18 protein-coding genes and 2 pseudogenes are annotated in these 21,195 nt (G+C 54.9%); 9 read left to right on the forward strand and 11 right to left on the reverse strand.

Annotation, left to right across the window (positions count from 1 at the left end):
• The first annotated feature begins 62 nt into the window (after positions 1 to 62).
• Positions 63 to 829 (forward strand): annotated as a pseudogene (locus BA011_RS36140) (IS6 family transposase).
• 26 nt (positions 830 to 855) lie between these two features.
• Here BA011_RS36140 and BA011_RS36145 read toward each other — a convergent pair.
• Positions 856 to 1,806 (reverse strand): IS481 family transposase, encoded by a 951-nt coding sequence (locus BA011_RS36145; RefSeq protein ID WP_151343721.1) that lies wholly within the window; start codon positions 1,804 to 1,806, stop codon positions 856 to 858.
• A 139-nt stretch (positions 1,807 to 1,945) separates the two neighbouring features.
• Positions 1,946 to 2,635, reverse strand: coding sequence for an ROK family protein (locus tag BA011_RS36150; protein WP_237352817.1), 690 nt, complete (start codon positions 2,633 to 2,635; stop codon positions 1,946 to 1,948).
• Here BA011_RS36150 and BA011_RS36160 point away from each other — a divergent pair.
• Positions 2,609 to 3,747, forward strand: a protein-coding gene (locus BA011_RS36160; protein ID WP_186806533.1) for an IS3 family transposase whose coding sequence is annotated in 2 segments (ribosomal slippage) — positions 2,609 to 2,867 and positions 2,867 to 3,747 — 1,140 coding nt in all. Because the reading frame shifts where the segments join, the coding sequence is not laid out codon by codon here. The genes BA011_RS36150 and BA011_RS36160 overlap by 27 nt on opposite strands.
• Here the strand turns inward: BA011_RS36160 and BA011_RS43410 are convergent.
• Positions 3,713 to 4,264: an ROK family protein gene (locus BA011_RS43410; protein ID WP_237352818.1), complete on the reverse strand. Its 552-nt coding sequence runs from the start codon at positions 4,262 to 4,264 to the stop codon at positions 3,713 to 3,715. The two genes, BA011_RS36160 and BA011_RS43410, sit on opposite strands and share 35 nt — an antisense overlap.
• Positions 4,265 to 4,968: 704 nt before the next feature.
• On the opposite strand from BA011_RS43410, the gene BA011_RS36170 reads away from it, so the two are divergent.
• From BA011_RS36170 to BA011_RS36185, 5 genes are all read left to right on the forward strand, one after another.
• Positions 4,969 to 6,255, forward strand: a complete 1,287-nt coding sequence (locus BA011_RS36170) for a DegT/DnrJ/EryC1/StrS family aminotransferase (protein WP_062943399.1) — start codon at positions 4,969 to 4,971, stop codon at positions 6,253 to 6,255.
• Positions 6,256 to 6,386: 131 nt separating this feature from the next.
• Positions 6,387 to 7,058, forward strand: coding sequence for an HAD family hydrolase (locus BA011_RS36175; RefSeq protein WP_062943398.1), 672 nt, complete (start codon positions 6,387 to 6,389; stop codon positions 7,056 to 7,058).
• Between the two features lie 154 nt (positions 7,059 to 7,212).
• Complete coding sequence (locus BA011_RS43415; RefSeq protein ID WP_237352819.1) at positions 7,213 to 7,740, forward strand: GNAT family N-acetyltransferase; 528 nt, start codon at positions 7,213 to 7,215, stop codon at positions 7,738 to 7,740.
• 330 nt (positions 7,741 to 8,070) lie between these two features.
• Complete coding sequence (locus BA011_RS36180; protein WP_237352820.1) at positions 8,071 to 9,279, forward strand: glycerophosphodiester phosphodiesterase family protein; 1,209 nt, start codon at positions 8,071 to 8,073, stop codon at positions 9,277 to 9,279.
• A gap of 35 nt (positions 9,280 to 9,314) precedes the next feature.
• On the forward strand, positions 9,315 to 10,397 hold the full coding sequence (locus BA011_RS36185; protein WP_420493453.1) for a hypothetical protein: 1,083 nt from the start codon (positions 9,315 to 9,317) through the stop codon (positions 10,395 to 10,397).
• Between the two features lie 339 nt (positions 10,398 to 10,736).
• Here the strand turns inward: BA011_RS36185 and BA011_RS36190 are convergent, their stop codons facing one another.
• The 3 genes from BA011_RS36190 to BA011_RS44675 form a co-directional block, all read right to left on the reverse strand.
• Positions 10,737 to 11,267 carry a hypothetical protein gene (locus BA011_RS36190; protein WP_237352821.1) on the reverse strand — a complete coding sequence of 177 codons (531 nt, stop codon included), beginning with the start codon at positions 11,265 to 11,267 and terminating at the stop codon, positions 10,737 to 10,739.
• A gap of 201 nt (positions 11,268 to 11,468) precedes the next feature.
• Positions 11,469 to 12,182: a GntR family transcriptional regulator gene (locus tag BA011_RS43420; protein ID WP_072642680.1), complete on the reverse strand. Its 714-nt coding sequence runs from the start codon at positions 12,180 to 12,182 to the stop codon at positions 11,469 to 11,471.
• Positions 12,183 to 12,376: 194 nt separating this feature from the next.
• Positions 12,377 to 13,084, reverse strand: coding sequence for a hypothetical protein (locus tag BA011_RS44675; protein ID WP_155773543.1), 708 nt, complete (start codon positions 13,082 to 13,084; stop codon positions 12,377 to 12,379).
• A gap of 1,232 nt (positions 13,085 to 14,316) precedes the next feature.
• Between BA011_RS44675 and BA011_RS46195 the strand changes: the two genes are divergently transcribed.
• Positions 14,317 to 14,451 (forward strand): hypothetical protein, encoded by a 135-nt coding sequence (locus BA011_RS46195; protein WP_257785329.1) that lies wholly within the window; start codon positions 14,317 to 14,319, stop codon positions 14,449 to 14,451.
• Positions 14,452 to 14,668: 217 nt separating this feature from the next.
• On the opposite strand, the gene BA011_RS36195 is transcribed toward BA011_RS46195, so the two are convergent.
• The 4 genes from BA011_RS36195 to BA011_RS36210 form a co-directional block, all read right to left on the reverse strand.
• Positions 14,669 to 15,631: a molybdopterin-dependent oxidoreductase gene (locus BA011_RS36195; protein ID WP_151343749.1), complete on the reverse strand. Its 963-nt coding sequence runs from the start codon at positions 15,629 to 15,631 to the stop codon at positions 14,669 to 14,671.
• 219 nt (positions 15,632 to 15,850) lie between these two features.
• A complete protein-coding gene (locus tag BA011_RS36200; RefSeq protein WP_065284366.1) occupies positions 15,851 to 17,374 on the reverse strand; it encodes an ISNCY family transposase in 1,524 nt (507 codons plus the stop codon).
• Between the two features lie 185 nt (positions 17,375 to 17,559).
• The gene (locus BA011_RS36205; protein ID WP_064250620.1) at positions 17,560 to 18,582 is read right to left on the reverse strand and encodes a carbon-nitrogen hydrolase family protein; all 1,023 of its coding nucleotides are present in this window, start codon (positions 18,580 to 18,582) and stop codon (positions 17,560 to 17,562) included.
• A gap of 63 nt (positions 18,583 to 18,645) precedes the next feature.
• The gene (locus BA011_RS36210; protein WP_065284367.1) at positions 18,646 to 19,029 is read right to left on the reverse strand and encodes a RidA family protein; all 384 of its coding nucleotides are present in this window, start codon (positions 19,027 to 19,029) and stop codon (positions 18,646 to 18,648) included.
• A 180-nt stretch (positions 19,030 to 19,209) separates the two neighbouring features.
• Here BA011_RS36210 and BA011_RS46410 point away from each other — a divergent pair.
• Positions 19,210 to 19,572 (forward strand): annotated as a pseudogene (locus BA011_RS46410) (LysR family transcriptional regulator); the annotation flags it as partial.
• Here the strand turns inward: BA011_RS46410 and BA011_RS36215 are convergent.
• Positions 19,539 to 21,152 carry an asparagine synthase-related protein gene (locus BA011_RS36215; protein WP_065284368.1) on the reverse strand — a complete coding sequence of 538 codons (1,614 nt, stop codon included), beginning with the start codon at positions 21,150 to 21,152 and terminating at the stop codon, positions 19,539 to 19,541. The pseudogene BA011_RS46410 and the gene BA011_RS36215 sit on opposite strands and share 34 nt — an antisense overlap.
• Between the last annotated feature and the right edge of the window lie 43 nt (positions 21,153 to 21,195).

Below are 21,195 nucleotides of genomic sequence, written 5' to 3' on the forward strand. Positions count from 1 at the left end.
TGGCAAGCACTTTGTCGGCATCGTCAACTTAACGGAATGTGGAATTCGATGTGCGATGAAGGTTGATGACAGACCGTGATCCACTCTATCGTCGACATCGCTTTCCCGCTGAAGTTATTGCCCACGCCGTGTGGCTCTATTTCCGTTTCCCTCTGAGCCTGCGAATGGTCGAGGACTTGCTGGCTGCCCGTGGGATCATTGTCGCGCACCAGACCGTCCGGCTGTGGGCGGAGAAATTCGGCCGCACCTTTGCCAACGAGATCCGTCGTCGATCATCCGGTCGGCTTGGGGACAAGTGGCATCTCGATGAAGCCGTTGTTTCAATCCGCGGCAAGAAGCATTGGCTGTGGCGCGCAGTTGATCAGGACGGTTTCGTCTTGGAGGTTCTCGTACAAAGCCGCCGAAATGCAAAGGCCGCCAAGCGCCTGATGCGCAAGCTCTTGAAGGGTCAGGGACCGTCGCCGCGTGCGATGATCACCGACAAGCTTCAGTCCTACGGCGCAGCAAAGCGAGAGATCATGCCAAGTGTAGAGGATCGCTCCCACAAAGGGTTGAATAATCGGGCGGAGAATTCTCACCAACCAGTCCGGCGGCGAGAGCGGATCATGAAGCGCTTCAAGTCACAGCGACATCTACAACGCTTCGTCTCCATCCATGATCCGATCCCAACCTATTTCAAATCCCGCGCCACGACATCTCCTCCGGCCACCATCGCGAACTGCGCACGGCGCCGATGAGCCTGTGGGCGAAAATTGCCGAGCATGAGAGATATCTGCGGATGGCGTCTTTCGCTGGCCTTTCATCCGTTAAGTTTACGACGCCGCTTTAGGTTCGAAAGCCACCTATAAGAACTACCTACCTGTTTAGTCCCGGCATTTGATGGATAGGATCGATGATGAATCGATCTGGCTCGGAAGTCCACCTTTTGCAGATGAACTCGTAGGGGGTGAGGCCCTTTAGTGTCTTGAGCCTGCGCCCAAAATTGTAGGCGTCGATGAAGTCGGCGAGATGCTTTTTCAGTTGTGCGTGATCGTCGTAGTGGAAGCGCTTGACAGTCGCTTCCTTGATCGTCCGGTTCATCCGCTCGACCTGCCCATTGGTCCATGGGTGCTTAACCTTTGTCAGGCGATGCTCGATCTCGTATTCCTCACAGACTCGGTCGAAGATGTGCTGGAAGGCATTTTGGTCACAGGCCCGGTTGGTGAACTGGATGCCATTATCGGTCAGGATAGTATGGATGGTGTAGGGCACCGCCGCGATCAGGTTGCGCAGGAACTGGGCGGCATTCATCTTGCCAGCTTTGGCATAGAGCTCAGCGAAGGCGAACTTGGACGTGCGATCAATCGCCACGAAGAGATAGAGCTTGCCCTCAGCCGTCTGCACCTCGGCAATATCGACGTGGAAGTAGCCGATCGGGTAGCTTTTGAACTTTTTCTTCGGTTCTTTGTCGCCTTTCACTTCCGGCAGGCGTGAAATGCCGTGGCGCTGCAGACACCTGTGCAGGGACGAACGTGTCAGATGCGGGATCGTCGGTTGAAGGGCATAGAGGCAGTCATCAAGAGGCAGCAATGTATGCCTGCGAAAGGCGACGATGACGGCTTCTTCTTCAAGGGAGAGGATTGTCGAATGCGGGTCCTTCGGGCCTGTCGGAAGATCGGCCAATGATGTCCGTCTCTTCCATTTGGCTATTGTCTTCTGATTGACCCCATACCGCTTTGAAAGCGCTCTCAGGCTCTCTTCACTATTTTGTATTGCTCGACGGATTGCCTCTGTCGTTGTGGCGCTCCCGTGTAGAACCTGGCCCATAGTGCCTCCCTCCATTCTAAGGAAAATAATGCACCATCAAATGCCGGGACTAAACACCTACCGTCTGCCAGATGCTTTCAAAGGCAGCCCATCTTGGCGCCACTTAAGACGCTTCCTGAGGATCGTATCGCGGATGTCATTAGATGACGAAATTCAGCAATTCAGAAAGAAGCAGACTGGCAGCACCGCGTAGAGCCGCCAGGCATTCGCCATCTCCGAAGGCAAGGACAATTTCATCACCCGGGCGATGGAATACCAAAACCCGAAAGCTTTCCTGGATTAAATGAAGTATGGAGTTTCCCCCTCGTACGATGTCGCCGTGAATAACGATAAAATTGGGCGCCATGAACTGCTGGAGGTTCGCCAGGCCGACCGAAATATTGAACGCGTAGTCGCGAAGTAATTCTCTTGCGCCTGGGATATCGTCGTTGGCCAGAGTCAATAATCGGCTCACATCTAGGGAGTGAGGTTGTGGCAACCGCCTGACCTTGGCCTCGTCCGTTAACCACTTCGAGCTGGCGATTGTTTCCCAGCATCCGCGTCGGCCGCACTGGCATATCCGACCTCTGATGTCTACGGTCGTATGACCGATTTCCCCGCCTGCACCTGCGGGTCCCCGATAGAGATGCCCATCAAGGTAAAGCGCTCCACCCAAAGTCTCGCCGATATGGACGGAGGCGAAGTTTCTCCGACCGCGGCCTTGTCCAAACCATCGGTCAGAGCTGGCTCGGGAAATCTGAACAGCCAGGATAAGTGGAATTTCTGCCTGACTTCGGCTTAGATGCCGGGAACAGGAGATACCATGACGAGACGACCGCGCCGGAACCATAGCCCGGCTTTCAAGGCAAAGGTGGCGCTCGCCGCGATCAGGGGCGAACAGACGCTGGTGGAACTGTCCCAGCAGTTCGACGTGCACGCCAATCAGATCAAGCAGTGGAAAGACCAGCTCCTTGAGGGGGCGACGGGCGTTTTCGGCGATGAAGCCAAGGCGGAGCCGGCGGGTCCAACCGTCGATGTCAAAACGCTGCACGCCAAGATCGGCGAACTGACGCTGGAGAACGATTTTTTGTCCGGTGCGCTCGGAAAGGCGGGATTGCCGGGCGGAAAGAAATGATCGACCGCGAGCACAAACTGTCGGTCGTGCGCCAGGCGAAGCTTCTCGGCTTCAGCCGTGGCAGCGTCTATTATTCTCCACGTCCCGTGTCGGACGTCGATCTGGCTTTGATGCGCCGGATCGACGAACTGCATCTCGATTACCCGTTTGCCGGAAGCCGGATGTTGCAAGGGCTTTTGAAGGCAGAAGGGCTGCAAACCGGACGGCTGCACGTCGCCACCCTGATGAAGAAGATGGGCATCGAGGCGATTTACCGTCGCCCGAACACCTCGAAACCGGCACCAGGACACAAGGTCTATCCCTATCTCCTTCGCAAGCTGGCGGTCACCAGACCCAATCAGGTCTGGGCGATGGACCTGACCTACATTCCGATGGCACGGGGCTTCGTCTATCTCTGCGCTGTCGTGGACTGGTTCAGCCGGAAGGTCCTATCGTGGCGGCTGTCGATCACGATGGAAGCAGCCTTCTGCATAGAAGCGGTCGAAGAAGCGCTTGCCCGCTATGGCAAGCCCGACATCTTCAACACCGATCAGGGGTCGCAGTTCACCTCCGTCGACTTCACCGCCGTTCTGAAGAACGCCGACATCGCCATCTCCATGGATGGCAAAGGCGCGTGGCGAGACAATGTCTTCGTCGAACGGCTCTGGCGGTCGATCAAATACGAGGAGATCTATCTCCACGCCTACAAGAGCGTTTCCGAGGCCCGCGCTGCCATCGGCCGATATCTGAGCTTTTACAACACCCGACGCCCACATTCATCCCTTGACCGGCAGACGCCGGATCGGGCTTACTTCAATGCGCTGACGCCGATGATGGTGGCAGCATAATCGAGGCGGAAATCCACTTAGCAAAACGCCCGGAACTGTTCAGACAAACCGAGCCAGCTCTGTCCCCAACCAGCAAAGCTCTGGTATCCTGATCGACACACACGGTAACGCCGAATCTTTTGTGCAACTCGGCTTCGAGCGGTAAGCCGTCCAGGAATGGCCCGAGACTGACGGTCACGATTGTGCCCGTCTCCGTATTGATCATTCCTGCAACTGCTACACCTATCCCTAAGATCGGTGTGCCAGACGCGATAGTTTCTTCGACACAGGTGCTTATAATACGGAATGCGTCGGAGGGGTGTGTTAGGTTTTTCGGAAAATCGGCGGCGTGTTGAGCATAGACCTCGCCCTCCAAAGAGACCAAACACGCACTCACGCGGTCGTGCAGCAGGAGCACCGCGCATATTGGCCTTGCATCCTTGGAAAACCACAGCTTGGTAGCCGGCTTGCCGCCTGCTTCGCTGGGAGGTATCACCTCTCCTTCCGCAAGAACACCCTGATCGATCAGGGGCTGCACAATCCCTCCGATAGTCCCTCGAGTCACACCGGTAAGGCGGGCCAGGTCCGCCCTGCTGGATGGCCCTATGTCGTACAAGGCTTGCAGCAATCGGCCCCGATTCGCAGGGCCCAAGGTTCCCGTTGGAATCAGTTTTTGGGCCGGTACTATACCCTTAGCGCTCTCATCTTTATGGCGATCGTCAGGACTGCCCTCACTTTCTCCCAGTCGGTGAGCTTCGAGTCTTCTTATCAAAGAGTCCATAGAATCCAATCCTGTTGGCCGAATCAATTGCGCCACCAACGGCCAGCACTATCAGAGGGCTAACCGCTTCTTCGCCATCCGGTGAGGCTCGGGTTATGATCTGGGGGCCATGTGCTGTTCTTCCAACGCATCTTATGATCGGCACCTGGCGCTTTACGGGAAACTTTGGCCGGTTCCCGTCCCAAGCCTTCATTCAGTGATCTTAGTTGTCCGCCCGATCATAAAAGAACTATTGAAATATCCCAAGCGCTCCGTGCAGAAGCTGACCAAGGTGACGCCCAAGCGGCTGCCTGACCATACACAACAGAATCCGATATTATACTTACTTTATCTCTCGCATCGTAAATATACTTTAGCATATAATTTTTTATATACTTAATTTCAGCTATCATAGCTGGGAAAGCAGTGCTAGCGTTTGTGTGGGCTGATCAGCATTCTAATGAGCATGATTGGAGAACGCGATGAACGGATTCGGTGCACTACGGCTCATAACTCGCAACGCAACTGGTGCTTTCTCAGTCGAGAAGCTCGCCGTTTTCGGTGGGAAGCCTGTGGTCCCCCAGGGACGTGTTACGCCTTGGCCCGCAGCGGAGAAGAAACACTCGGATGCCCTGCGTGGAGTTGTGGATGGTGGAAGGTATCACCGCGTTAACCATCCAATCGTGAGCGAATTGGAGCAAAATCTTGCAAGGTGGACTGGGAAGTGGCAAGTGCGCGCTGTCGGCAGCGGAACGGCAGCCATCCACATCGAGCTCGACTACGTCAAACAGCGAGGCGAGCAAGTTGTTACCGCAGCATTGAATTGGCCGGGAGCGGTAGGGCCAATCACGATCAGCGGTCTCCAACCCGTCTTCGTTGATGTCGACATGAACTTGGCCGGGATTGATCAGCGCGCGGCCGCTGAAGAGTTCGGCCCCAACGTGGCTGCAGTTTTAGTCACTCACCTTTTCGGAAACAATGTTCTCGTCCCCGACGCGAGGTCTGCAGCGCGAGCTCAAGGCATTGCTGTGATCGACGACATCTGCCAATCGATCGGAGCCGCGAAACCAATCGTCGGCGGTGCACATCTTGATGCAGACGCACTCGCTCTATCCGGAAACGGCGCCAAGCATCTTGGGGCTGGCGAACTGGGATTCGTGATTACCGAGGACGCCAACTTGATTGCACATGTTGATCGCGTATCGCTGTCCAGCTCGTCTCGGAGTGGAGCGCGAATATTCTCGCCCTATTCCCAAGGCTACAACTACAGGCCAAACGTATTCTCTTCATCTATAGCGAACTTGCGGGTCACAGAGATGGATACGCAACTCCAAATCCGAAGAGACAATAGCAAGCTTTTATGGGAGATGATCAGCGAGCTTGTGGGTATATTTCCTCTTTTCAACCCGTCTGACTGCCACCATTCGATGCTCAACTTTCCCCTCCGGATCGAACCTGCGGCACTTGGCTTCGCGCCAGGCCCGGCGGCAAGGGATTTCGTGGTCAAATCGCTGCAGGCCGAAGGCGTACCTATCTGTGTTTGGCTCACGAAGCCCGTATTCGAATATCTTCCGGACATTCGCGAAAACTGGAAGGCCGCCGATTTTCCAAATACAGTGAAACTCTTGGATACGATGTTTTACGTTTCCGAGATTGCGCCGCCCAACGATGGCGAATTGATGGCGCTTTATGCAGAGGCGTTTCACAAGGTTTGGAATGCTCTTCATAAGCAAGGCCCGAAGATCGCCGCGGGAGCAATTTCCGGCTGAGCACTGCGCGTCGCAGCAATTTCCCAGTGCCACAATGATCAACATCCAATCGGTTTCAATCATACTCTGCTGAATGCCCGGAAAGCTGCACTGGGACAAAACTCAGAGCCATTACAACGAGGACTCCTTGTATGTCTTTTTCAAAAAGTCCGGAACTATTGATCTTCGACTGCGACGGGGTTCTCGTCGATAGCGAGCTTATCGCAACCAAGGTGCACATCGAAGCTTTGGCGAAATGCGGCTATGTCATATCCGCTGAAGAGTATAACGATCGCTTCATAGGAATGACTGACCAGCAAAGTTATTCAGTGATAGAATCCGAGGGCGGCTTACGCCTACCGGAGGATCATCATGAATGTGTGATGGCCGAAGTTGCAAGTCGATATACTCGTGATCTGCGTGCAATCAGCGGCGTTCGACAAACCTTGGAAGCTATCGATTTAAGGAAGTGCGTGGCGTCGAACAGTGACGCTGCAAAGCTCTGCTTGGCACTCAAAGTCACAGACCTGCATGATTTCTTTTGGCCCCATCTCTTCAGTGCTTCGCAAGTTGCGCGTGGTAAGCCAGCGCCGGATCTGTTTCTGTTTGCAGCACAGAATATGAACACACCGGCTGGAAGTTGTCTCGTTATTGAAGACAGCGTTGCTGGAACTCAGGCGGCGGTGGGAGCGGGGATGATGGTGATTGGCTTCATAGGTGGCTCGCATTGCCTTCCTGGGCATGGAGACAAACTGATAGAGGCAGGTGCCACAAAGCTGTTTAGCCGCATGGCGGCGTTGCCACAAATCTTAGCAGGTTTGTGATCACGGAGTTGCGCGCTGGCGAACCGTCTTGAATCGCAGCCGCACTGTCCAGGATAAATCGTGGGATCCGATAGCATCAGTTGGTGTACCGGCTTCACCTTAAATTGACCGATCCTCGCTCGATTGCTCGGCCCGCCGGAAACATGGAGACACTATGACCGCGATACCAACGGTAGCTGGAAGTCCGGTAACGATCGAGTACCTAGAAAGACTTCCGAATTTCATTTCCATTTGCGCAAGCTGGACTTTCGGACAATGGGGCTGTCAATCGCATGGTTCGTACGAACAAACGCGAGCAGAGTTTGAAGAAGCAAAGAAAGGTTCAGTGCCGCTAACACTGGTCGCCATTGAAAACGCATTGCCAGTTGGAATGGTCACGTTGGCTGATCGTGATTTCGATGGAAAATCTCATCTATCCCCGTGGCTTAAGTCGCTTTTTGTCCATCCATTTCACCGCAAGAAAGGAATAGCCACGTTGTTGATCGAGCGGCTGGAGCATGAAGCATTGCGCCTCGGTTACAAAAGCCTTTACTTGATAACAGAGGACGCGCGGGTTCTTTACGAAAAGAGCGGCTGGCAGGCAATTGATTGCGTCCAAACACCCTATGGCGCAGCAGCTTTGATGGAGAGAGTCCTGCCGACGCCTCCTCCCCTGAGAACCGCTACGCCAGGACGAAAATAGCTGAGTCGGAGCTCCAAGCTGCTTTCATCAAAAATCTCTCAACCCGTGAGCAGGCGATGTCGCAACCCGGCAAACGCAACGTCTTTGTTGGGCTCCGCTTTTAGGGATCATCTTGATGTCGGACAGCCTGTTATTACAGCCATAGCGCAAGGGGTGAACCAGGCGTCGGCCGACAAATCCCATCGCGCAGCGTGGGCCTCTTCCCTGCTTTCGTTCCCACCCCAGGCCTTGGCCACTGCTGAGACGGTTTGCGCTGTTGCAAAAAGCCCCAGGAACACGCCGTACAACGTAGCGAGCTACCCAAATTCTCATCGAAAGGTTCTGAACCTTATGCACACCAGCAACAACGTAGCATCAGCCATCCTAAATTTTTACGCCTCTCGTTTTGGTTACCTCGGCGGCCGACGGGATCTGCGGGCATCGCTCATTTTAACTTCTTTTTTTGCTTTCGCGATTCCATCCTATGCCGAAGCAGAGGCGCTGCTTCCGGTAAAGCCTTCACCATATCTTGTAAGTGCGATTACAAGAAACATGTTTAAGCTGCCGAAACCCGACGATGACTTGGTCCTGCTATCTGCGCACCGCGGATCTTGGGAGATCTATCCCGAGAATTCAGCCTATGCGTTGCAGGATGCCTGGAATTCGCAGATTGAGAGCGTGGAAGTCGATGCCCGCTTCACCGCAGACAATGAAGTCGTTCTATCTCACGACTACAGGATTGAGCGCGAGTCAACTGGAAGCGGCCTATTATATAATCAGAACTTTTCGCAGCTACGACAGGCCGATCTACGGGACCGCCATGGCCGCGTTTTTACGGATTCACAAGGGCGAAAGGCGAAGTTCCTAACGTTCTCTGCCGCGCTCGATCTACTCGCCCAATATGTCTCCGATGATGGTCATGGTTACGTGATGATCGTCGATATCAAGGCGGCGGTCGATGATCAGGACCCCACTGATCCCGTCGAGCTCATGCAACGTTGCCTTGACATTCTCGCGACCAAGGGAAATGCGGAACTCAGCAAAGCCGTAGTATTCAAGCTCAAAGCAAAGGATGCGGGGGATGTCGGCACGATTTTAAATCGGACAACCTACAACCCCAATGTCATTGGCGGGCTAATTGTCGTCGAAAACCCGGACGACGAGAATGTGAAGAATTCCAACTATGATCCCCACGAGGACTCGATCTATGATCAATGGAACGTGGCGCCGTTCTCCATTCAGTTTGAAATGAACCAATTCTATAAAGGTGACGGTCTGCAGGCATATTTCGACTATATCGACCAGCAGCAGGGCTTCGCCACCTATCATGAAAGTAACTACTTTCCAGAGGGAGTCGCCAACAGCGCCGGAAAATGCTGCTTCGAGCACAACACGGATCCAAAATCGACCGCTCAACGAGGGATCGTACCAGATTACCGAGGAGATCCGGAGATGGCGATCGTCAATCGTACCAATCTTATCACCACTGATTGGCCCGACGTGGTCGGCGATATGTTGCGCCAGATAGGGCGCCGCAACACCACCGAGCTCACTCGCTAGAGCAAGACCTCCGCCTTCAAAAAAGGATTATTTTGATGAATAATGGAATGAAAATCTTCCTATTGTTTTCCACACTGGGCTGTCTTGTCGCTGGCGAAGGGCAAGGGGCACCGTGCACCAATGAAGCAAATTGTCTTAGAAGCGCGTCGAACAAAGTATCTCAGACGCTCACACCGAAGGTAGTGCCAATTTTCGGGGAATTTCCAAAGCTGTACATACACGACTCGGCGGCAGAAGCGGATTATCCGGTGCCCGAAGATACGAGGCAGGCATTTGACTTCTATACCAACAAGACTTCCTTCAACTTTCCACCGCACGCGTCAATCGAGACTAGTCAAAGCGCGTCGATCAGACCGGACACGGGGTTCACTGTCCTTTTGGTCGAAAAGACCCGTGAAAATACCGTTCCTAATGGCGGTAGCGCCTTATCGCTTCTAAGTTCTAATTCGAACGATGCTTACCTATCATTCGCGTTGGGAGCCACGCCCAATCCGAATAGTCAAAAGTGGTCTTTTGCGAAAAGCCTGCTTCAAAGCGACATGGCGTCTATTGCATGGTGGCAGAAGCCCTGGGATATGAACGTCGTGGGGCCAACAGGGGCATTCTCCGGCACAGAGTGGATTTACTATACCTTCACTCCAGACGGCAAACTTCGCATCGACCGTTTTGCGCCATATACCTATTTTCTAGCGTTTACAGCTTACCAATGGGATGAGGCAGTGCTCGACAGTGGGTTCCCGCATTCTCCTTTCAGCTCAGGTACGCCGGCCGATCGTCCGAAATCGGTCATTTTCGGATCGGTTGGCCCATGGGTTATTGGCGCTGCAGCTGTGCCCGGTCAGACGTCGCCCATGATTGAGCCAATAGAGGCGTTGCCGGGATTTGAGGGAGTGACGATCTTCTCGACCCCGTTGTCGACGAAAGAAGTTATAGCGTATCAGAACTCCCTGAAGAGGAGCGACTTTCTCGACGTCAACATGCTGCCCTGCAACAGCGGCCAGTACCTTTCCGGCGAGATAAGGACTCCCTGCGGCACGGCTCGTCCTGGCAATCCTCCGTCGAATGTAAAATCGGTGGCTGGTGAAGGGATCCGCACCAATATCGAACGCTATGATTAGCGATGTTGGACGACTGTCATTTGTTCCGACGGCGATTACACGGCATCAGTTCAGCTACCGCGATGCCGCAATCCCGGCGCTTGCAAACCGAATGTCTGAAAATCGGGCAAAGGTGGTGACCCCTCAAGCTGCGAAGTCGCCGCGCTAAGATATTCTAAAACCATCGCAGGATTAAGCCGTCTTCAATTTCTCGAGCATTGCAGCAGTGAGATTTTCTCCGGCGCGGCTCCAGGTCCGGCGTACGATCACTCAAAATCGTATCGACTGCGAGATCCGTTTTGCGAAATGCCATCTGAACCCGCTAAGCGACTTGAGCGTAGGTTCTCGTCCGGCCCTTATTCATCTTTGGCCCAGCCGTTGGTGTCGGCCGTCTTCGCGAGGAGGAATGCATAATAACCTGCTGATCTCGTCGAAGGAAGATCTGCTCATCGCCGACACGGCATATCCGCCGCCCAAGCCTTTTTTCGTTGCGTCCGCTGCCTCGAAGAATCTCTGTGCGACGGTGGCGTTAAGGCTGCCCTGCGGAAACCGCACGACAACAAAACCTGTCTTACCTTTTGTGTCGTTGAGGCGAGAGGTAAGGACGCGATATTGGCGGAAGACGTAGCCCAGGGAGCCGGCAAGTCGATCCGCCGCGGCGTCATCGAGATCACCCTCGGTCTGAAGCGATGCATTGGTTTTGAGGAGATACCCGCCTGGCGTAACCTCTGCCCCCAAGGTCGCAGCGTCGATCCCGTTGGCTGTTATGATCTTTGGCACAATGTCTTTTGAGACTTCGGCTGAAAACGTCGCTCGATCATCATAGCTGGCCTGGGGAAGCCGCGGCAAAAGGAAACCTGCGGAGGGCGTTGCCCGATAGGACACAAGCACCTTTCGCTTTGCCAGCGCCGTATTCTGGAATGCTGAAGGGATGGCAGCAGCCTCTTTGATTTGGCAACATAATTAAAATGCTGGTGGCTGATGCCGACGTTGGCTTTTGGATTGCCCGCAACAGCCGCAGATATGCGCGGCACTCGGCAAAATTCTTCAAGCTCGTTGATTAGATCACTCGTCGAGATGACGGTTGCGATGTCACAAACTTTTCGGAGGCCCCGGAAAACCTGTTAATCCACGTTCGTTCACCTCTTGTACAATCCTTGAGACGGCACCCTGTTCTAGATCCAGGTGGTTCATCAACGCGGACTCCACCAGGGTCGTTGCCGTGCCTAGTTCAGACATTGCGGCAATTAGCTTCTCGAGGCTTTCGACAAACGCGGGCCGAAGTTCTGACGCAGTTATTTCCATTCGTAAAGGGTGAGTGCAAAAACAGAATCGGTGAACGATTTTGCAAGCCTCGCAATTCGATGCTTCTTGGGCAATTTTAGTGAATATCGCTTCTGCCCTTAAGGCAAGTTCGTCAGGGGACAGTTTATCCGTCACGGTCCAGCTCTCTGGGACCTGCGGCCGCATTCGATTTAATGCCGAGATCAGGATCTCACGTCCGACAACATAAAATTCTGACAGAGCTCTTTCCGACATCGGCCTTGTGAAAAAGCCTCTTTGAGGGATGTATTGGATCTTCCCTTCAGCTGCAAGCCGCTGAAGCGCTTCGCGAACTGGCGTTCGACCAAGATCGAGCTTAGACGCTAGATCCTGTTCCCTGAGATGTTGCCCCGGCACACGACCGTTACTGTGGAGAATTCGTCGAATAGCATCGTAGGCAATATCGGCCTTTGCAGGTTCTGGTTCAGTAGAAAAATTTGGGTCACCCCCACGACCTTGGGGCGTGTTCTTGCAACACCGCATTTGATAGTTTTCCTCTGTCGATATCCTTCAAGGACCCTACAGGAGCTTCTTGCATTGAGACCGGACGGTCGCTTCGAATTGAAGGTCGAATTAGTCGGCCGGCACCGCGTTTCGCGCCCGAACCAGATTCGGCATCAACCACCTGTATTACAGCCGCGGCCGTAATTGGCAGCTATCGCATTCTGCCACTAATTTCAATGCCATAGGCACAAGGCTGCGTCGGAATGGCGTGCTGGTCGAATGTCTACCGCCTGTCGTATCTTGCGTAAGCGGCCGGCTTTAAGCGAAGCGTGTCTCCAAGTCCTGCAAGCGCCATCAATGTAGTGGCAGTTTTCAAAATCAACATGTTCATGACAGCTCTTCGGTGGACGTGTGTCGGCCTCACCGTCAACGGGTAATTTTGCCGATCGGTTATTCCTATCAATTAGCCGATTATAGGCATCGGCGGATTTGATGTATCCGCGGTTCGCGAGAGCCTCGGCTTGTCCATCAGTAGCGATGGTTTCGCCGTTGTCGGAATCACCTCCAGCGCAATCAAAGACACGTTCAGATTTTGAAAGAGACCATGTGATCTGATGCATTCGTTCCGGTTCGTGTTTGGTGGCGAGAAGTGCTTTGGTTAGGCTCGGGCCTATGCTTGCCTCGTGTTCGGCAGATAGTTGTTGCAATGGCGACAATTTTTCAAGGCTCAGCTCCATGCCGGTCACCACGGGACGGTTAACCCGATAATATCTTCCGCTATCTGCGAATTCCCGAAGCGCATCCAGATGCTCGTTCCGTGCGGCCGGCCAGCGTATAGCACGCCGTGGAGCAACCACACGTTCGCCATCGAGGAAGGCGAGCCCCATTTCCGGGCTATCACACCTGGCTTTGTTTGGATGCATTTTGTCACGTCGGTTCATCTAAGCCTCCCGTCGCTGACCAGGGTAGTCCCCTGCCGCGTGTTGAGCAGGTCTAGACGGCGCTCCGCCATAGATCAATATTTAACATTAATATATTTTTTGATATATTTGGCCCATCGCCATAGCGTACGTTTATACTTTAACGATCGAATACAAACTCGCCACGATATAGTATTGCTCAAGAGCGTTGAAGGTTTGCTTGAGTCCGCGAATGTTCGAGCTGACAATCTCCTGTTGGTGACGGCCAAAGCTCGAAGTGGTCATGTACGGCTATGACTCCCTCAAGCAGCACGAAAGGTTCCCCTCTATCTGACAACCCCGACATGTTGGTCGAATTGAGTATTTCGTCACCATCGGGCCGATCGCCAGTGGGTTGAATTTATTGGCAGAATCTGAGTCTCGACAGAGACACTTCCTTCGCTCTTGTATTGAAAGTCGAACACAGATCGCTGACAGGAGAACGCGTGGGAAGAACACCGGTTACGCCGAAGTCAGTTTACTCCGGACCACCTTTATATTCGGCCGGCACAGAAAGCGTTTTCGGCAGGTCGGAAACGATGACATCCTGGCTCCCCCTTGCGGTAGATCCGACTAGTTCGCTGGACGAGCGACACACCGCAAAGCAAAGAACGAACGGCATTCTTATCGCGCCAGTCACCGGCGCTCGCTCCCAGAACATTGATACTTTATCCTCGCGACACAGGCGGTCTCATAGCCACAACACGTGGCTGCCGTCGAAACAAGTTCGACGACAACCACGCTGCCTTGGGAGGCGTCCCGAGAATCCGGTCTTCCGGATGAGGTAGCAGGGTCAGCTACTATTCGTACACATTCGACGAACGCAATTGCCGCCGCGAGAATCGTTGGGCGCGCCACGCTAGATTATCGCGCCGGCGGTTACGCACCTACAGAGGTGAACAGTCTCGTAGCAGATGCAGGAAAGGTACAGCCGATTAATCTCCTACTCCCCATGGCAGCCACGAGCCGACGCACATTCGCCGATGTCGAGAAAAATGCCGGTCATTTTCATAATTTCTTTGCGAGTGACAAAAAGGCGAGGCGTGTTCGTCGAGCCCATATTGCCCACAATCGGCGTACGAATGAGGTATCCAGATTGTAGGTAATCCGAGGACATCGGCGAAGAGGTCGTGGCAGCGAGCCTCCCAGATTTGGCAGGAGTGAGGGCTCTTGCGCATGGTTTTCTCAATCCAGTCACAAACGAAATGCACCCCGTGATGACTAGGGGAAAGACGGGTGGCCATGATGACGACACCAGTCCGCATTTCAAAACAACCGCCCTGGTGTCGGCAACGATCGATGACAAGCGCGGACAGGTGCTGCGACAGCTGCTGATCTACAGCGCGTGATCGCGATCATCGCCTCAACCGTTCAATGGGCGGTGTTTGTCGTGCGTGGCCTGGTGTGACGGCGGCCTACCGCTTCGGTGCCACCCGATTGTAACTTTTCGCAGGAAAGCTCTTGTCCTGTCGATCTGGCAGACCGGAGTGCCGCTGGCTCATCGAGAAATCTCGATTTTTTCGTGCCTCCGTGGACGCCCATCCCAATGTCGCAGTGGGCTCCGGGTCAAAGATCAACTTCAAGCTGAACCATGTGCACCCCATTTCTCGCGTCAGTCAGCGGCTGTCCCTCCCCAAACTCATCCGTGCACCGACATAGCAAGATATTCTGGCCTGATGTAGGGGTCCACGGCAACTCGAACCGCTGCCAACTCCTTCCCTCGCGCGGCCCTACCGAGGCAGTCCGCCATGAGCCTCCACCGTCCACACTGACCTCGACGCTTGATATCTCACGATCTCCCCAAGCCCAGCCCCATATTTTCGTTGGCATGTCCGCTGACAGCAGATCATTTGGGGACGGCGATACGATAACGGACTCCGGGGCGACGCCCCAAACCGGCTTCATCCCCGACGCCGTAGGGTCATTGTAGAAGCGCGTCGTATAGGCGCCGCTTGCGCGCCGATCCGCAGCCGTGATCGAACCAACCCATTTTACGGAGTTTGTGCCATACCAACCTGGCACGACCAGTCGAACCGGTCCTCCGCGCTCTGGAGTGAGTGGCCGACCGTTGATCTCAAGTGCGAGGATAACTTCTTCTGCAAGTGCTTTGCCGATCGGCAGGTCTTTTTGATAGGCTTCTTCAACATCTGCGTATCCGCCCCACTCGAGGCCGGCAGTCCAGATGTAGGACGCATGGCTGCTGATCTTTGCGCGTTCCAGAACAAGCGACAGCGGCACACCTTTCCAAACTACATTTCCGATCCTGCGTTTAGCCACTGTCGGAGCAAGCGGACTTCCAGCGCATTCGTGAAACGACATGTACTCGCGCTGTGGCATTGCTTGAAGGTCAGACAGATGCAATTTCGTCGGGCTACCCACGAGGCCATCGACATCCAAATGCCAATGCTCGGGGTCGATCTCCAGGAACCCCATATGCGTGACCAGAAAAAGATCATCTTCAGGGGTGATCCACGATTTAAGGGCATGAACTGCGCGGCGACAAACAAGGTGAGACTCGTATTGCCTCACCCAAGAGTGTTCCCGGAGAATAATGCCGTTGCCTCACTCGGATGTTCTCGAATGCCTCACGGGTTGTTACGATCTTGTCCCCGCACCTGGTGCAAGGTGACGGAGGTAGCGAAGCCGCTCGCGAGCGCGCCCTCAATAGCGCTGTAGCGAGCGGGCGGCTTCGCGGGCGTTCATCATGTTTTCCGCGGGTTGTCGAAGGCCAACCTGGCGGTAAGAGCCTCACTGCACGACCTCTACGTTTTGCGTCTGCCGCGCGGCATCGGCGAATGGCCCGAACACCAGCGCATTGGCCTGTGTACTGCGCCAGATCTTCATTCGACGCTGCACGGTCCGAATGAGGCCGTCGGGATACACGCCGGGGTATTTGACCTGCAAGCGTTCAAGCAACTCTCGCGAAGTTCGCCAAGGCTCCGCCTCGAACCAATCCTCGAGTTCGGCAGTGACGGCGAGTAGAGGATCGGGCCTCCGCCGCTCTCGCTTGGCCGCTGGCTTGGAGCGGGCAGTCGGTTTCACTTCACCACCACGCCAAGCAATCCGTAAGCCAGACAGAAAGTCTTCGAGCGGTAATGCCTCGCCGTCGGTGGCAGGCGGACCATCAGGCTTGTCAGCAATTTCGACCAATCTCTCTTGTGCCAGCCGTATGTCGCGGAGCAGCCGAACCGGATCGAGCGTCAGGTACATCGCCTTGAGCCGAAGGCATGTATCCTCCGGCGTGCGTGCGTCGTCAAGCAGCCGCTGATAAGGCGTGGCGGGACGATGATAGCGCTTGATCACCTTGGCTCCGTCACGGTGCTTTTCTTTCAGCTTGAATGATGGCTGAAAGAAATTCACGAACAACCGCATTGAGGAATAAAGCTTGGCCAGCTCCCGGGTGGCTCGCAGCCCCTCGAAGCGTCGGTATCCAACGATCTTGCGCACGATCGCGCCATTCTTCTGCTCGACAAATGCCTGGTCGTTCTTTCGGTAGGGGCGGCAACGGGTGAGTTCGATATTATCTCGCAAGCAATACTCATGAACGCTCTCGTTCATGAACACACTGTCGTTGTCGGTGTCGAAGCCCAGCAGCGGGAACGGCAGCAACTTGCGCAGTTCGGTCAACGCAGTGATCAGTACCGTTTGCTCGCGAACCAGCAGCGGCGCGCATTCCGTCCAGCCCGTGGCTATATCGGTCAACACCAGCGTTTGCGAGAAGGCACCTCTCGCGTACGGGCCGGAATGAGAAACGAGATCAGCCTCGACAAAGCCGGGTGCGGGGTCATCCCAATCCGAGAACGTTCGAACGGGAACACTACGCCGAATCGCCGTTGATCCTTTCCGGCGCCGCGGACCCGTGGCGCTCGCTTTAATCTCCTTGAGGACTCGATCAATCGTCGCTGGGCTCATCGTCAAGAGTTGCCGGCGCGTCTCGCTATTCATATCGCCATGTCCATGACGTTCCATCGCTTCGATCAGTGTTGGCAACAGGGGGTGTAGTCGCTTGCCGCAAATTCGATCCGACGCCTCCCAAACAACGACGAGCGCCGCCCGCACGTCATCGCCGTAAACCCGGCGCCCTGGCCGAGGACCACCCTTCGCCGGTTCGCGTTCTCCTCGCAGCAGTCGCATCGCATGCTTGCGATGAAAGCCCGTGAGCGCCACGAACTCGTCTAACATCCTCGCCTTCTCGGCCCGCCCGCCTAACACATAGCGACAACTGATCGCTGCCACCAATTCCGCACGTGTCGCCATGCTTACCTTCCTCATCACAGCTCCCGAGGTTGATTCGTCGGGAGCAATTTAGATGAGGCAATAACCCATTCTCAGGGAGCAGTTCAGGCGAGGCAATGCGCGTCTCATCCTGATCGTCGCGCTATAATGAACGCCGTCGGCAGGGCCCTGGAAGGAGAAACCCTTCTTGGTCATGTGCATACCCGTCCGCGCCATCACCCTTACTCCGGCATGGCCACGGCTTCAGGGCTCGTTAGAGCGTCCTCAGCGCGGCCTTCCAAAAATCTGATTGGGTTTCGACGCATCCGGTTCACGGTGACGTCGAAAATATCGAATCGGTTGTAACCAGCAACGACGTCGTGAAATCGTTTCGGCTCAACACAGTCGTCGAGATCGATTTGGGCATAGCCGATACCTTCGTCGGTCATTTCGTCACCAGTTGCCGCTCCTGTCGGCCCTAGGAAAAAGCTAGTGGCCCGCGGACTGGCATCTATGATCGCTTCGATCGCAGGATCATCCAAGGCAATGGATTTGCGTGCGACTTCGTCCAAGTGCCCCGCCACGATGATCCCGAAGCACTTAGCCTCGAAGCAGTGTGCTGAGGCACGGATGCGGTTGGCTGCTCGGTTGTCGTAGTTGTCGCTTTCTGTGGGAACGCGAGTGGGCCAGATCGGCGGGTAGCTACTTATATGAACTTGCTCGCCCTGCGTCATCAGACTGTAGCGCGCGAGCGGATTTGTATTTTCCCCGCAAATTAGCCCGCCAATGCGACCGATTCTCGTGTTTGCGACGACCAATCCAGCGCCATCGCCCGGATCCCAAACTAGTTTTTCGAAGAAGGTTGCGACCAGCTTTCGATGGTGGATCAGGATTTGGCCGGTATCGGAAATCAGAACATTACTATTCCACAAACCTCCGACACTTGCCGGGTTGCGCTCGGAAAAACCGATTGAAACGAAAACACCGTTATCGGAGGCGGCCTTTCGCACACGCTCAATTTCCGGGCCGTCAATGTACACCGAAGCTTTCAAGAAGCGTTTAAAATGTTCGTGCGATTGAATGGGCGGGTAAAGTGCTGCCCAGACAGGGAAACCGGGAAGAAAGCTCTCCGAAAATGCCACGAGCGATGCGCCGTTTCGGGCAGCCTCTGCTATCACCGAGCAAGCTTTTTCAGCGCTCGCCCCAGGATCGAGATAGACGGGGGCAATATGAGCAGCCGCGGCCCAGAATTTCATGTTTCCCATCGACATTCCTCTACTGATCCAGGCTCGCCATCAGCCATCTCGACTAGCTCGGCAAAGGCGGGCTCAAGATTGCCGCTTTGCTGTTAGACCGATTTCAATGCGTGCTCCAAGCGGCAGGCTGGCGCAGCCGATTGTGGTGCGGGCCGGGTAGGGCGATGAAAAACGCGTCGCGTAAATCTCATTCATCTGGTCAAAGTCACCCATGTCGGTGAGATAGACATTGACGGATACGACATCATCCGACCCCAGGCCCGCTGCCTCAAGGACTTGAAACAGATTATCGAAACACTGGCGTGTCTGGTCGGCTACATTTCCGTCGACAAGTTTGCCGGTGCCGGGGTCTAGCGGTGTCTGGCCGGAGCAGAACAGAAGATCGCCGGCCCATGTCGCGTGCGAATACGGTCCCACTGCCGCAGCGTTCGAGGCACTCACAGTTCGTCTGGACATGCGTTCTCCCAAGGTAGGTTCAAGTAGTGCGGCCTGCTGGCGATCCGCGTTTCCGCAAGATATTTTGCTTCACTGCACACCACACATACAGCGGCACAGCACGTTTGAAACTATCAAAACGAATTTGCGAGCCAATCCGAATAGGATGCACTACCCTGTGCAAAAATAGACGGAGGTAGCATGGCGACTGCAATCGATCATCTTGATTGGGACGATCTCAAACTCTTCCTCATCGTCGTTCGGTGCAAGAGCGTGACCGGCGCCGCTCGCGAACTAAAAGTCAGCCACTCCACCGTATCTCGCCGACTTGCTCGTCTGGAATATACGGTTGGCGGTGCACTCGTCGAAAGGACCAGGGACGGGCTTCTGCTGACACCGGCCGGCCTGGTTACAATGCGGCGAGCGGAGGAAATCGAGAACGGCGTGAATGCTCTTCGTAGCGACGTAAGCAATCGTGACGAAATACGCGGCACAGTCAGATTGGCCACCATGGAAGGCATCGCAACGCTTTATCTCTCCGAGCGCCTCGTTGAACTCAGTAGCCCGTTGGCCAGTTCAACGTTAATCGCGTGGAAGATAAAGCCGAGCTCGCTAAGCGGAGAATCGTATCGGATGTCGTCTATTGTGGCGATCAGGTGGTCAGCATCGATCAGTCCCAGTTCATGCAGCAGGCAACGACGGGATAATTGACTAGTGATCTCGCTAGCACCCATAATCAGCGAGCCGGACAGATAGTGTTCGAAATTTTCTCTTATAGAAACGGCTAAGAATCGTTTGGGATATCCAAGCCATTCCAACATCCGGCGGTGCAGCGCCTTTTCGTGCCTCCAGGCTAAAGGCAAACTCCGATAAAATCGTACGGCTTCTGGCTGGGCGAATGGGCTAATTGGCCATATGCCATGGCTCGCAAACAAAGGAGCCCGCGCGGCGTGTGCCTCCAGTACCGAGATCGGCAGAATAGGAAAGGGTGCCCGATCGCAGCTTGCTGCATAGTCGGACAATCGGTTTTTGAGCACCAGTGTCATGGCAGAGGGAAGGATCGCAGGAAGGAATGCATCGCTAATATTACGAGCGAATTGCTCATGATTTTGCTCGAAAGCATGGGCCATTAGCAACTCATCACCGCCTGTACCAGTTGCGACCGCCCGTGGGGCTGAGGCAGTTGTGAGCGACTTCAATAGTTGACGGAGAGGCTGCTGAAGATCGGCGTTGTAGGGAGCGGGGACGTAGTCGCTACTCACTTCGAACCCACACGGAACCATTGGTATCGTGTCAACGCGCAGCGTTTGGTCGCGAAAGCCAAAGTGCTCGATTGCTATTTCGCGCCGCGAAATCTGTTGACTACGAGCTGGCCCCCCGACCTCCAAGGCATAGGTTTGCAGGGCGTCAGGATGCTGCCCCGCCAAAATGGCGGCAACGACTGCCGAATCCAATCCTCCGCTGAATTCGCTAGCCGTGAGGGCGGGCGTGAGCGGCCAGCGACGCAGCAGGGTGTCGATCAAACGGCATGCTGCGGCGGCAACATCGGCCCCATCCACAAGCGGGGTCGGAATGAAATACGGTGCCGGAGGGGGATATTTCGTCTCGACGGCTCCCGTCCTACTGATGCAAAGTGACCCGCGCTCCGTCAGCATGAAAACACAGCGAAACATCGTGGTTGTTGCATAGGGGAGCGTCCCGACAAGACGCAGGCCAGTTCGGTCCGTGTCGACGTCAGCGAGAGTCATGCCCGAATAAAAGTCCGCTATCGACCAGGAGAGATCGATGCGCTCACCGCTGACCTTCAGATAAAGTGGCGCAACACCTCCATGTCCGGCGCTGAAGGTCACCGTGCCGGAATGGCGATTGATCGAAATTGTCTGATAGTCCAATGGCCATTGCCCAAAAGCACAGAAATCATGCGCTCGTTCTATCGGCCAATCCCTGAGTGCCACAACCTGCCCACTCGCTTCGGCGGAACGCTCGCGGCAGATCAGGATGATTTGATCGGTGGTGTCCCAACGGAAGCTTTCGAGTAAAGGATGGTCTAGGATCTTGATGGAGATGTTGGGGTAGGGCGGCGGGTACATCGGGGGCTCAGCCACGCACTCGAGATGACCTCGGTCAATCGTTCCCTTGAACATGGGTGATCGCCTAGTTGATGAAAATCTAAAGGGGCAGTGACCG

Origin of the sequence: Rhizobium leguminosarum (assembly GCF_001679785.1) — a bacterium.
Taxonomy (GTDB): Bacteria; Pseudomonadota; Alphaproteobacteria; order Rhizobiales; family Rhizobiaceae; genus Rhizobium; species Rhizobium leguminosarum_R.